Below are 14,019 nucleotides of genomic sequence, written 5' to 3' on the forward strand. Positions count from 1 at the left end.
ATCTTGAGCCGCACTTTTTAATGAATCTAAGAAATCGGCTTCTGTCCAATCAAAAATAGATGGAGAAGCGATGAGAATCGCTGAAAAATGATGGGATCTAAGCACCGCTTGTCCTTTTAGCCAGCACCTTGAACAAAGTCAAATAAAGCGTGAGCCATCTGCAATTTACTACAGGGTTCAATCTCTACTTTGCGCCCTTGATTGTCAAGAAATACGGCTTGGTTGTTGTCGCTGCCAAAACCAGCATCGGCTTTATCGATGGGATTGGCAACAATGGCATCCAAATTTTTCTTCTGCAACTTCTCCAAGGCTGGCGTAACAATATCCCCAGTCTGGGCGGCAAATCCAATTAATGTTTGATGCGGCTGTTTGAGACTCGCCAATTCTGCCACGATATCGGGTACAGATTCTAGAGGTAAGGAAGCGGGAAGCGATCGCTTCGGCAATTTCTGGGTACTATACTCGGCGGGTTTCACATCTGCCACCGCCGCCGACATTACAATCAAATCCGCATCGGGAAAACACTCTAACATCGCCTGCTGCATCTGCTGGGCGCTCATCACACTAATCAATTGCACTTTTTGTAGAGAGGCGATTAATGGCGTCTCCATTGGCCCATGCACCAGCGTCACAGATGCGCCGCGATGCAGTGCAGCTTGTGCCAATGCGAATCCCATTTTGCCAGTCGAAGGATTGCCGATGAAGCGCACCGGATCGAGATGCTCTCGCGTTCCTCCAGCACTAATTAAAACTCGTTTTCCGGCTAAATCTCGCTTCCCGCCAGTGTGCAATAGAGATGTAATTTGCGGCAAAATTTCAGCAGGTTCTGCCATACGTCCAGCACCGACGCGATCGCAAGCTAACAGTCCAGCACCGGGACCAACACCGTGATAGCGTTTATCTGCGAATACCTGTTGCCAATTGCGTTGCACTGCCACCTGTTCCCACATATCCGTATTCATTGCCGGTGCTAACAGCACTGGACAAGTTGAAGCGAGGACGGTATTCGTGAGCAGATTGTCAGCGAAACCATAAGCTAACTTGCCTAAGGTATTCGCGGTTAGAGGAGCAATAACAAAAACCTCTGCCCATTCTCCCAACTCAATATGCAAAGGGCGTCCGCGTGTCGGTTGCCAGAAATATTCATCTGTATAAGCAGGATGACGGGACAGCGTTGCCACTGTTAGAGGCGTAATAAATGCTTGAGCAGAATCCGTGAGAATCGCCCGAACTTCCACCCCAGTTTTCGCAAGCGCCGAAATTACCTCACAAACTTTATAGGCGGCGATACCGCCGCCTATCCCTATGAGAACTCGTCTGCCACTTTGCATTTAAGCTTCATCGAAGGGTTGAAAATCCAGTAGGTAGAGGTAGGGTTCAACTAAATCTGGACGTTGAAAAGCGATCGCTCTGAGCAAATGCCAATCATCCAATCCTTCAAAAGGATTGGTGTAATTATCTTGCTCTAGCCGTACAGCCAGATGTTCCACTTCAGTTGCCGTTACAGCAGAAATATCCCGGTTGGAAATGCTAACAGTTGTCATTGACCGCGCCTCCCTCAATCTGCATCTGTGCCATGTATTATACAGATGCAACAAACCATTTTATCTTAACGCCATTACTGGCGATCGCTTAATATAAAAAACGTCAAGTTAGCGGGTCTACTAGCTTTAAACCGGAGATTTCACCGAGTGGGAATGGGGAATGGAAGGGAAGACTCGACACCCACTACCCATTTCACTTTGACGACTGCTATTAGCGGCTAGCGCCGATCAGATATTTGCCTTGACAAACTTCCGCATCACTTCTAAAGCTGCCGGTTGAACCTCATGCCCCATATCAAATTCCTGGTATTGTACCGATATTCCTAGTGCTGTTAAAGCGTCCCGTGCCTTCTGGGCAGCACTCAGCGGCACCACAGAATCTTGTCTCCCATGCAAAATTAATACAGGTGGATAAGTCGCATCAGGTTTTGGAGAGAGAGGATGCAAATAGCCGCTCAACACGACTAAACCCGCTAAAGGTAAATTCAATCCTACATCCAGCGTCATTGCTCCGCCTTGAGAAAATCCACACAAAATTGTGCGTGAAAGAGGGACTCCGGTAGAACTTTCTAAAGATTTAAGCCACTCAGTTAGCATTTGCTGACTTTTGACTAAATCCGCAGACTGCGAACCTCCTGGCTTTCCAAATTCGTACCACATTCGCCCCCCCGCTACATAGGGATTTGTAAAAGGGGCATCGGGCACCAAAAACTGATACTCCGGTAAATTCAAAAATGGGGCTAAGGATGCCAACTGTTGGGCATTCCCTCCAAAGCCATGCAATACGACAATCAACCCAGCGGGCTGTTGATTCGTTGCCGATGGAACCGAAATTACTGAGAGAGACAGAAGCTTACTCCTAACAAATGCGACTCACCAATCAGAGATGCTGGCAAAGCTCTCATCTTTTAGGATAATGTGGCGATCGCAATCCAGGCTAATCGATCCCTGCTGCTGTAGCTTGCTGAGCAATCGCGTGATTGTCACGCGGGTGGTACCGATGGCACTGGCGATATGTTGATGGGTGAGGCGTGCCCCCAGACGAGTTCCACCCGCCACAGGTTGACCGATTTCTTTTTTTAACAGCAACAACAGTCGCTGCAAGCGATCTTCGACCCGTCGCTGTCCGACAATGGCTAAAAGTGCCTCTGCTTGCCGCATCCGTCGTCCCATTTGCGGCAAAATCATCTGAGATAGACGTGGGGAAGCTTCAATTTCTGTGACTGAAAACCATCTTAAGTAGACATCACAGAGCGCCGTTGCCTGATAGGCTTGCAGCAAGGTCATCCAAAGACCAAAGAATGTTGCAGTTCCTGCCCAACCCAGCAACACTTCTTCACCATTCGGGCAAAGGGTACTCAGCTGCACCAAACCTCGATCGATCTGCCAAATGCCCTGTGGCACGAGGGGAATTAGGTCTCCCTTGGCATAAAAATGCAAACGACGCCCTTCATTGGGATCGTATTGCTCGATTGCTAGAACTGCTTTGGAAGTTGGAGGCATGGCTGTAATTATTTCCAGCTATGAAAATTTGGCGATGGATAGCCACTGCCACTGTAACCCCCAAAGGTAAAGGATAAGTAATCTTTTGATTACTAAAGGCTTAAAAAACAGTGTGCGAATCCTTTTAGATGGTGCCATCGCACCTTTGAAGGGTAAAGGCGATCGCATCTAAATTGTTCCAGATTCACCCTAAAAATAAAGAGACTGGCGATTGATAGCCAGTCTCTGTTTAATATTCCAAAGGAAAAAATCGGTAATCCAAACGCTAAGAATCCATCAGCAATTGGTCAAAAACTCATCACCAATCACTGATTACCCTTAGATTTTGGTGCCGCAATCCGGACAGAAGTTGTTGCTAGCAATGTTTTTCGCACCGCAACCGCTGCAATAGACTAGCTCTGTAGCTTTTTCCAACTTGCGACGTTCGGGCAAGCCAATCATTTGAGCGTTACTCTTGCCAGGAGCCACCATTGGGTAACAGTTTTCGTCCCGTTTAACTTGGGCTTCCAGCAAAACGGGGCCATTGTGAGCCAACATTTCGGCGATCGCATCTTTCAGTTCCGAGCGATCGCGGATCGACATTCCCTTAATCCCAAATGCCTTAGCGAGCATCACAAAATCCGGCATCCCCACTTCCATATTTGAGGACGAGTAACGCTCTCCGTAGAACGCCTCCTGCCACTGACGCACCATTCCCTGCCAGCCATTATTGATAATAACGGTCTTGACATTTATGCCATATTGTGCAAGCGTCCCCAGTTCCTGTAAATTCATCTGGAAACTGGCATCGCCGCTAATACAAATCACCTGTTCGTTTGGCAGCGCTACCTTAGCACCCATCGCCGCTGGCATCCCGTACCCCATCGTGCCTAAACCGGCACTGGAAATCCACCGACGCGGCCCATTTTTGAGAAATTGCGCCGCCCACATTTGGTGCTGACCTACGTCTGTCGTGTAGTAGGCTTGGGGAGCTTGATTCGCTAGTTCTGAAATCACCTCTTGCGGTGCCAGACTATCGGGATATTGGGGCACCACGAGGGGATAGTCTTCCCGCCAGCGATTAATGCGTTCCAGCCATGCTTTCGTTTGATTTGGCTCAAAAGCCGCGTTGGTTTCCTGACATCGGCGCAGCAAGTCAATCAACACGTTCCGCACATCGCCGACAATGGGAACTTCCGGAGCGCGATTTTTTCCTACTTCTGCGGGGTCGATGTCAATATGAATGACCTTGGCGTGAGAAGCAAATTCATCCAACTTACCCGCCACGCGGTCATCAAATCTAGCTCCCACCGCAATCAGCAAGTCGCACTCGCTGACTGAAAAGTTAGCGTAGGCGGTGCCGTGCATCCCCAACATTCCCAGTGAGAGGGGATGGTTCTCGTCAAATGCACCAATGCCCATCAACGTCGTTGTTACGGGGATTTGGAAGAGTTCCGCCAGTTCCTGAATTTCTGCATGGGCACCAGATGTAATCGCGCCTCCCCCCACATACAGCAACGGCTGCCGTGCTTGCCGAAGTAAGGTACACGCTGCATTGATCTGACGAGGATTGCCCTTCACTGTAGGACGATATCCCGGCAATCTCACCGTATCCGGCTCCACCGGCACATAGTCAAATTCCGCTAATGCCACATCTTTGGGCACATCAATCAACACGGGTCCCGGACGTCCCGTACTGGCGATGTGGAACGCTTCTGCCACAATCCGCGCCATGTCTTCGGGATCGCGCACAACATAGGAGTGTTTCACAATCGGCAGCGTAATTCCGAAAATATCGGTTTCCTGAAACGCATCGCTGCCAATCGCGTTAAGAGCCACCTGCCCCGTGACTACCACCATTGGAATCGAGTCCATGTGGGCTGTTGCAATGCCTGTCACTAGGTTCGTTGCCCCAGGGCCAGACGTGGCAAAACAGACACCTACCTTGCCAGTGGCACGAGCATAACCATCCGCCGCGTGAGCCGCGCCTTGCTCGTGTCTTGCCAGAATGTGATGAATCCCGCCATCCGTTTGTGCCCGATACAGTTCATCGTATATCGGCAGAATTGCACCACCCGGATAGCCAAAAATATGCTCAACACCGTGACGCTTCAGACTGTCAATCAGGGCAAAGGCACCTGTTCTGCGGCTGCTCATTTGACGTATTGATTCTTTTTCCGAGACGCTTTGCGATCGCACCATGAAACCTCTCACTATAGCTACGTTCTTTTTTAAGATTTCTATCTAATTCAGCATTAGAAATAGGGGTTTAATTCTTAAGTCTAATCCTGATATCAATTCCTGTCGAGGGATTAACCCCCCAAAAACTCGCGAGTGTTTATTTTCTGTGACTTTAAGGTTTATTGTTTCGGTTCACGCCACCAAGAAGGAGGTGCGCCAAGGATACTGGCTAAGGGCGGCTGACTTAATGAACGCGCCTTCAATCGGGTTGTAACGCTGAGCGCGTCCCCTTACCCAGCAAAAGGCAAAGGCGTTTCTAGGAAGGACTGGCTACAAGATGTTACTCCTCAGTCCTCCTTTCAAGCTAGATGACATCTTCCAAAACATTACGGGTACTGAGCCACGCCCAGACACCAACGATATTCACGATAATGCTCATGCTTAAAAGAACGCCTCGCAAGCCAAATTGATCCGTAAGCGGGCCAGCGATCGCTAGCGGCGCACTCAGTGCAATATTGACAGCATTATTCTGAAACCCAAAGACTTTGCCGCGCATATTTTCTGGGGTTGAGGCTTGAATCAGAGTTTGCATGGGTACGCCAATGAGCGAGGCACCCAGCCCCAACAGCGCACTTAATCCTAAGCCCATCCAGAGATTTGTCGTCAACGTAAACACACCCAACACAAAGCCCATACTCAAAAAACCCAATAGAGGCAAAGGCTTGTGGTGGAAGCGATCGCCCCAATGCCCCAACACCCCCGCACCAAAGACCATACCCACCCCAGCAGCGGATAATAAAAAGCTAAATTGACCCGGCTCATTGAGACCAATTTCCTTTGCCAGCTCAATTGCCAGTACAGTTAAAGCCGCAAACACCGAATATAGAATCGTCAGTTGTACCATCGCAGTCCGAACCAGGCGTTTTTTCCATAAATAACGGAAGCCTTCCTTAAGATCCTGCAAAGGATGAACTGCGATCGACTCAATCGGAATCGGAGCTTCTACGACTTTCACTAACTGGCTGAGACCAGCAGCCAACAGATACAGAAGCGCCACCAAAAATTCTTGACCATAGATTCCCCCCCAAGTTCCGGCTAGACTTAACAGCGGCTCGCCCACGGAGAAACCGACAATCAGAGACCCCATCATGGTGGTTGTAAACAGCGCGTTTGCCGTCATTAAATTTTCGCGTTTAACCAAGAGGGGAATCGCCGCCTGCTCTGCTGGGGCAAAAAATTGCGTAACTGTCGAGAGCAAAAACGTAATTACTAAGAGAACTAAAAACTGCTTTGGCAATATCGGAAGCAATAGTATCAATAAAGCGCGAATCCAATCAGAAGCCACCATAATTCGCTTCTTCGGACAGCGATCTACAAAGATACCAGCAGCTGAGCCAAAGAAGATTGCAGGTAGTGTGAAAGCTACCATGATGGCGGAACGCATAGAATTTGCCCCCATCAGCGACGTCTGATAGTTTTCCAGCAACGCAATCAACAAAATGAAGAAGACCTTGTCTGCTACCTGAGACACGATCTGCCCTACCCAAAGAATGAGAAAAGGCCGATTCTTCATCAGAGCGCGAAAGCCACTACCAGAAGCCGGAGGTTCAGCTGGAAACATAAGAAGAGTTCAGGAGCCTCTTGAGTACATCTTTAAGTGTGCGCTGGCGAGAGTCACTTGTGCCAGTCGAGTAGCCACTTTTTGTCAAAGTTCTTAAAAGCCACATCTGCCATAATCGCTATCCCACTCTATATGCTAAGAAGCATCCAGTCTCGTAAAGATTCCAAAACCCATGACTTTTCCCGCATCCGTAGGGGTTAGAACCCCTGTATAGCTGTTGTTTTTACCTTGTGTATAAACCGCAATGCTTCGCAGAAAATTGTCACTCTTTAAATTACGAAATCATTCCCTTGACAAATTTCATATTGTTTTCCTTGATGGCGAATGCCTGAAGCCCGATCCTGTGCTAAGTTAATCACTGAGAATTTAATTCGGCTAAGTGAGTTGGTTGTCTACGTTGACAGGCGTCTCTCCGAATCTAAGTCTCTACACCATCTGCAGAAAGCGAGATACTTCCATGTCAATCTATGTAGGCAACCTATCCTACGACGTCACCCAAGAAGACCTCAGCCAAGTTTTTGCCGAATACGGAACTGTTAAGCGGGTTCAGCTACCCACTGACCGCGAGACAGGCCGCCCACGGGGTTTCGGTTTTGTAGAAATGGAAACTGAAGCTGAAGAAACGGCTGCCATTGAAGCTCTAGATGGAGCGGAGTGGATGGGTCGAGATTTGAAAGTTAACAAAGCCAAACCTCGTGAAGATAGAGGACCCTCTGGCGGCGGCGGTGGTAATCGCAGACCCAGTAGCGGTGGCTTCTCTCGGCGCTACTAAGTTTTAAGACAAAAACATTAACAAGTCTAGTCTCCAGCAGATTGACACTTCCACTGCTCCACGCTGTTTTTACTTTCTATATATAGAATGGGCGTTCTAGCAGTGGATTTTTATTTAAAAATGCTGACATTTCTAAAATCCTGAATTGTTAACCTTCCTTTACATTTTTGTTGGCATCAGGTATTAAGTAGTGCTGATTCAATAAAATTTTGACGGGTTTTAGAAACTTTTTAGTCGCAAATTCCCTACTCCTTTAATTAAGATTGACAGAGCCGTAAGGGGGAAAAGCTAATTAAATACATTGCTCCCAACCCCAAGACCTAGTCAGTAAGTAGGATTAATTATTTGTGGGATGGGCTAAGTAATCGCGTCACCCCTGTAAGTGTTGGGCTTGCTAGGTCAATCCCACCTCCAAAAATCTTCAATTGAATTGCTTCGCTTACTTACCCAGCAGTTAATTCAGTCAGTCAGGACGGGGGGGTAATTCAGAGGGCGAGAGCGAACCTGGTTCGCTGGGGGTTGGTACGGTAGCAGGATTGGCAGGAGTACCAGCGGCAGGAGTAGCAGTGGCAGTACCGGCAGCAGGAGTACCGGCAGCAGGGGCACCCGTGCCAGAAGCCTCTGGGGTACCTGGGGCAGAGGTTGCGGCGGGGGCACCCGCTGCTCCGGGAGGGGGCGCTGGGGGCAGCGGCGGTGGGACGATTGGAGCCGGGGCTAAGGTAGGTGGAGCGGGGACTAAGGTAGGTAGAGCCGGGGCTAAGGCAGCAGGTGGCGGTGGGGGTGGCGGTTCAAAAGTTTCAATGGTAACCGCTCTGCTAATTTGTTCGCCAGCTCCATTGGTGACTTGCAGCGTAATCGTTTCACTACCCGGTTTCTGACTGAGAGTGTAGGGGATACTGCCCTGAGCGGGAACCGTACCGGGTGCCGGAAGCAGCTCAACTTTAATATTGCTGCCGCCTTCTACTTTCCAAGATATTTTAATAATTTCACCAGGTTTTACCTGATTGACTGGAACAATATATTTGGGTAAAGCTTCTTGATTGTTGATTTTAAAATTAACAATTCTCGAAGGTTGGGCTGTAATTTTAATCGCATCCGTCTTCTTGGAATCTGATGGTTCCTGTTGTCCTGTATTGGGAACGACTATCATTTCAAAGATGTAGTCTCCTGGTTTGCGGGCATCTGTAGGCACATTTTTACAGATTAGCGCTGCTTCGGCAGTACAGTATTTTGCCAAACCCTTTGCAACACCTTTGCTGAAGTCAAACCGCTTCAATACACTATTTACCGTACCGTCAGGCGAGCGCCCGATCAACTGCAACTCTTTGATCTGCTCTGGATTCACGACTCTCCAATTGAGGTGAATTTTATTGGCATTGGTGGGCTTACCAGGGACTTCTGCATAAATCGGTCTTGTAGAGGAAAACTCGATAATTTTTGGGGGAGGCTCCGGTTCAATTTTGATCGGACTGGTCTTCAGCGTATCCGATGCGACATCTTTTCCTTTTTTGGAGAAGACTTTCAGTTCAAAAACATAGTCACCGGCTTTGCGGGCATCTGTCCGCACATTTTTGCAGATTAAAACCTGACGAATCGCGCAAAATGACTTGAGTTGCTCTGGAACACCCTGGCGGAAATCGTAAGAAATGGGTTCAACGGTAGCTGTACCGTCAGGCGATTGCCCGGTGAGCAAGAGCGACTGAATCTGATTTGGGTGGCGAATTTGCCAACTCAGACGAATTAAGTCATCTTCAGATGCTTGATAGAGAGCATCTGAAGAGCTAAATTGAAGAATTTTTGGCGACGGCTTTGGCTTAAAGAAGATCAACCAAATCAGGAAAGCGATCGCTACCAGAATTCCTAAAGAAAGCAGTAGTACCAACAGGAACTGCCACCAAGGACGGGGTTCCCAATACAACGTCCCTTGTGGGGCATCATTAATTAAAGGCAACTGCTGCGTATCTTCAACTTCAACGCCGAAGCCGATCAACCTCCCTCCCCCATACAGAGGGCGACGCCACCACTTGAGCGGTTTTACCTGAACTTCGGCGATGGCTAAGGAAAAAGGCGCTATCCGTATCAAGGAAGGCGAGACCGTGTAAGAACACACATCCTCCTCATCCAAACTTTTGGCTCGCAGGATAACCTCGCGCGAGGTGTTGCCCCCATTGTTTAATCTGAGTTCGTACAATCCGGATAGGCGTCTCACCTTACCGACCAGGGTGCGGAATTCTACGGTCAGAAGGTAAGTCGGGAGAATTTCTAGGTAAATGACATCCAGCAATACCAAGTCTGGATTGTTAACAGAATATAAGCGAACGGTAGGATAGTAAGTTCCTGCCAGCGCGTCCATTGGCGGGTTTAACACCAGCAGAATTTGCCCAGTATCTCCGGGGTTGAGGTCTAATCCTGTCGTCGTTGTCACCAGTCCCGGCGACTCTAGCCCTTCCGGATAACGCACGCTAAACCATTTCTCGTCCAAATCCGGGCACATCAGCCGAAACCGATCGACTCTGGCAGAGCGGTTGTGTACGTTCACCACAACTTGCAACAGCGAACCGGGTTGGAGACGAGCCGGAACCGCAGAACTGGTGATTGGCTGAAGACTAAAGGTAGGATCGCTAACCCGAATGGCAGTCTCAATCGGCGGTAAAACCTGAAGTCGCGCTTGATGGCGGATCGGGGTATCTTCCGGGTAGTGCTGCGGCGCATCGACGACCAACAGGTAGGGGTAGGTGCCCGGTTTCGTCTCGACTGGCACCTGAAACTGAAAGATGACCTCGCTGGTAGAGTTGGAACCTAACGCCAGTCGCTGATGGGGAGAAGTACACCACTGACGGAGCGGTTGGGATACTTCATCGATAAAAATATCAATTAAGGCGCTTTGATTGCCCTTGTTGCTGACCGTGATGCAGAGATCGAAGGTCGCTCCGGCGACGAGGGCGTAGTCTCCGGAAGGATTGAGGATCACCGCGAGGGGATTACCGGGAGCCAGCGCTTGGTGGATGGTTTTAGGCAACTGCTGAGCGCCTCGTTTGGCAGCAAGACGCATCCGATAGCGTAATTCGCCTGCTACTTCCGTCTCCTGTACAAAGCCTTGAGCAACCAGATCGTCCAACAGCGCGATCGCTACGTCTTCCCCTGAGCCTGTACGATCTGCCACCTCAGCCAGACTAACTTCGGATTTTTTACGCATCATCCATTGCACGATCTGTCGCTGGGACTCAGGCAGCGTCAGGACATCGACCATTGTGAGACCACCGGCTTTTTCATCCTGTCTCTCTAAGGAACCAGCATCGAACGGTTGTCTCGTTGTCATTGTTTCCCTCCCCAGAAATAAGGACTGAGGAGACGCGATAAATCGGCGTCTCTACACGGCTGAAAACTCAGTGAGGCTTCTCGCTCAGTTCTCCGTTTTTTCACCTCAGTTTTGTTGGTCGCACTGTAGTTGGGGTAGCCGATCCGCACGTTTTAACCTCACTTCAGTATCGTCACTACCACTCAGCACGAAGATAGAGTTTCCGACCGTCTTAATATCTACACTATTAATATGCCAAGACTGACCAAACGAGCCATCGATTTTTCTGCCTTTTAACTGAGAATCCCGCTTACCTTCAGCAGTCAGAGGCCAAAGCATCACTCGTCCGTCATCCCCTCCACTCACCAAGTAGCAACCATTTGCGCTCAAGGCTACCGAGCGAACTGACTTGCCGCCATGACCATCCGACCATTCATCCAAAACTTCACAAGGTCCCTGCTCGGCAAGACATTTTTGCATATTCCATAAGGTAATGTACCCCTGGTTATCAGCAGTGACTAAAAGATTCGGCTTGTATTCAGCACTATCCAAGCTGACGATGTAATCTTCCTGACCTCCTTGGCGAGGATAGGATACGCGCCCCCACTTGTCTTTTGCCAAATTCCAGACGACAAATTGGTTGAAGCGTCCTGCGATCGCTAGGTTTTTATCCGCTTTTCCCACCAATGCCAGAGCATTCACGACAAAATCAAATTTCTTCCCTCGCAGCGGTTGATTGGTAGCGTTAGGATTGTCGAGGTCGCGTTCCACATCCCACACTGCAACTAAACCACTCCCGTGACCGCTTAATAGATAACGCGAGTCTTTGGTGAATTCTAGAGCTAAAACCCGATCGTCCTTTTGGAACGAGAAAGAATTTATCGGTTGCTTTCTTTCTCCCGATACATTCCATAGCTGGATCTCTCCATTCTCCAAGCCTGCGGCAACCACATCATTGTCTACTGGTTTATAGCGGATGACCCGCACAGCTTTACCCGCCTTTCCCACAACTCCCATTTGTTGATTAAGCAAGGGATTCAGAAAGCCTGAAGTGCGCCATCTAATTGCGGTTTGGTCATTCGAGCCAGTAATGAGTTGCTCTCCGAGTCCATTAAATTGCACCGACGTGACAGAAGCTTTGTGTCCCCAAAATGGGTTGTAAGGGTTTAGCCACGACAGCGCCCAGAGCAAGAAAAGCAGCAAGATTAATCCAGTTAACTGCATCCAGATAGGGAGAACTGGCCGGACAAGCAGTTTCAAGATTTGGGTGTCATTTCGGACATCTAAGCGCTCATCCGACACAATCGCCTTAACTTCCAAAAGAAATCTTTGAACTGAACCCAACCACCGGCGTTTCCTCGTACAGACTAGCTGTAATTGAGTCGTCTCACCTGGCTTCAGGTCTGCCACTTCAGGGATGATCTGCAAATGGAATCTCCGCCGATCTTCCGCATTGACTTCGCAACTTACTTGCTGAGTTAAATTGCTGGCATTCTCAAAATTGAGTTTGTAAATTGCGGAGTTAGACTTCCATCTCGGCAGCCAATTTCGCGATGGAGGGATTTGCTGTAAGGCTGGGGTGCAACTGAAATCTATAAATCCCGCAGCAACAACCTTAATGGCTCCTGCATTCTTTGATGGAGGACCATTGTGCTGAGTACATTCAACGGAAAAAGGGTATACCTGGCTGGGAGCAAGGGTGGCAATGGGTATTTGGCATAAGAAACTTGTTTCTACCTTGCTACCGGGTGCAACTTGCAGCCGTCGTTCGGCACTCTCGGCTAGCCAAGTCGGCTCTATGCCCGCAAAATGTAGCACGACGTTGGTGGACAGTTGGCTGGGATTGTATACCCAGACTGGTATTTCGATCAAATCTGTCGGATGAACAACAAATTCTCGGACTGGCAGTTCAACCTGCATGGGGATAGAGCCAGTTCCCTGCTCAATGGATATCCTCAGAAGTTGTCTTTCTTCTTCCCGCAGCTCCATCGAGAAGATGCGGACGGTGATATTCATTTTGCCGACAAACCCAGGAACGGGCGTGTCAGTAATCGCTACATAAAACTTTGTACTATCTCCAGGGGGTGTTTTGGCGCTAATTCCTGGAGATAGTTTATACCAGGAATTAGCTAAACTAGAGTCAGCACCAGCGGCTAGTAGTTCTACTTGAAAAGTTGCAAATTGATTGCTTTCATTCGTAACTGTTACTTCAAAGGCAGCGGGTATCCCTCCCGGTTTGTATCGAAGTAGCTGGGTGGATAATTTAGCGTAGATTAAACTTTTATTTACCATCGAAAATATACCTTTTTAGCGATAGCAGTCTTATTTAATTGAGGAGAGCTACCTTTTTTTATGAACCGAGAAGACACAAATAGCGCTAAGGAAGAAGGAAAGAAAAGAGAATTTTATGAGTTCATTAGAATTACTTTAGTACCTAGATATCTAAATAACTGTTAGCCGTTGCTAGCAAAAAATAAGAACACCGGAAAGATGCCTAGTTTGTGTTTGGAGTAGAGAATCTTTTAAAATTGTAGTTTGTCAAAAATCGCTTGTTTGACAGACGGTTTAGCAACGGTTGACACAGGATTGTCTGCCCTTAATAATTGGGTGAGTTGCCGCTTGCGCCATGCGAAATGCAGAAGGTTTATTCCTAATTCTTGGGCGGTACGAATCGTTTCTCGCGGTAGTAAAAGCTTGTCATCTAATCCCCATGCTGCTGAGAGATTGCCAACGACTAAGATAATTCCTCCTCCATAGCCGAGTTGAATGGGCTGTTGATTTAAACTAGGTAAGGCTGCAAACAAGAAAGGCTGTGTCCGCAAGGGATGATTTCGGCTCAAGCGTTTGATATCCTCTAAAGGAGTTCCGAGTTGTTGAGCGATCGCCATGATGCTCTCAATCAGCTCTATGGCATCGGTGGCAGCATCGACTAGCAGGATACCCCCTGTCTCTAAATAATTTTTCAGGGCTTCAAATTCTCGATCGTTCAGATAGAGTGCCTGACGACCCGTGAAGTAAAGTAGGTCATAGCCTAAAGCGGCAAGCGGCAAAGACTTTTCGGCACCCAAAAAGGGAACTTGTCCAATCAGATCCGCTCCCTGTAAGCTTGGGTAAAGTGCAG

10 protein-coding genes are annotated in these 14,019 nt (G+C 48.6%); 1 reads left to right on the plus strand and 9 read right to left on the minus strand.

What is annotated here, in order from left to right; all coding sequences use genetic code 11:
• Positions 1-116: 116 nt before the first annotated feature.
• From coaBC to H6F50_RS05330, 6 genes are all read right to left on the minus strand, one after another.
• Complete coding sequence (gene coaBC / locus H6F50_RS05305; RefSeq protein ID WP_190427125.1) at positions 117-1,331, minus strand: bifunctional phosphopantothenoylcysteine decarboxylase/phosphopantothenate--cysteine ligase CoaBC; 1,215 nt, start codon at positions 1,329-1,331, stop codon at positions 117-119.
• The gene (locus tag H6F50_RS05310; RefSeq protein WP_190412635.1) at positions 1,332-1,544 is read right to left on the minus strand and encodes a DUF2555 domain-containing protein; all 213 of its coding nucleotides are present in this window, start codon (positions 1,542-1,544) and stop codon (positions 1,332-1,334) included.
• A gap of 228 nt (positions 1,545-1,772) precedes the next feature.
• The gene (locus H6F50_RS05315) at positions 1,773-2,393 is read right to left on the minus strand and encodes an alpha/beta hydrolase (protein WP_190427142.1); all 621 of its coding nucleotides are present in this window, start codon (positions 2,391-2,393) and stop codon (positions 1,773-1,775) included.
• Between the two features lie 24 nt (positions 2,394-2,417).
• On the minus strand, positions 2,418-3,047 hold the full coding sequence (locus tag H6F50_RS05320) for a Crp/Fnr family transcriptional regulator (protein WP_190427127.1): 630 nt from the start codon (positions 3,045-3,047) through the stop codon (positions 2,418-2,420).
• 318 nt (positions 3,048-3,365) lie between these two features.
• Positions 3,366-5,228, minus strand: coding sequence for a biosynthetic-type acetolactate synthase large subunit (ilvB, locus tag H6F50_RS05325; RefSeq protein WP_190427129.1), 1,863 nt, complete (start codon positions 5,226-5,228; stop codon positions 3,366-3,368).
• Positions 5,229-5,571: 343 nt separating this feature from the next.
• Positions 5,572-6,828 carry an MFS transporter gene (locus tag H6F50_RS05330; protein WP_190427131.1) on the minus strand — a complete coding sequence of 419 codons (1,257 nt, stop codon included), beginning with the start codon at positions 6,826-6,828 and terminating at the stop codon, positions 5,572-5,574.
• A gap of 457 nt (positions 6,829-7,285) precedes the next feature.
• Between H6F50_RS05330 and H6F50_RS05335 the strand changes: the two genes are divergently transcribed.
• On the plus strand, positions 7,286-7,600 hold the full coding sequence (locus H6F50_RS05335; protein WP_190412631.1) for an RNA-binding protein: 315 nt from the start codon (positions 7,286-7,288) through the stop codon (positions 7,598-7,600).
• Positions 7,601-8,063: 463 nt separating this feature from the next.
• On the opposite strand, the gene H6F50_RS05340 is transcribed toward H6F50_RS05335, so the two are convergent.
• The 3 genes from H6F50_RS05340 to H6F50_RS05350 form a co-directional block, all read right to left on the minus strand.
• Entirely contained in the window at positions 8,064-10,919 is a 2,856-nt protein-coding gene (locus H6F50_RS05340) for a hypothetical protein (RefSeq protein ID WP_190427134.1), read from the minus strand.
• Between the two features lie 105 nt (positions 10,920-11,024).
• Positions 11,025-13,190: a hypothetical protein gene (locus H6F50_RS05345; protein ID WP_190427136.1), complete on the minus strand. Its 2,166-nt coding sequence runs from the start codon at positions 13,188-13,190 to the stop codon at positions 11,025-11,027.
• A 230-nt stretch (positions 13,191-13,420) separates the two neighbouring features.
• The coding region (locus H6F50_RS05350; protein ID WP_190427139.1) for a DUF4159 domain-containing protein at positions 13,421-14,019 on the minus strand (599 nt) is incomplete at its 5' end.

Source organism: Coleofasciculus sp. FACHB-712 (assembly GCF_014695635.1).
In the GTDB taxonomy this organism is placed as follows: domain Bacteria; phylum Cyanobacteriota; class Cyanobacteriia; order Cyanobacteriales; family FACHB-T130; genus FACHB-T130.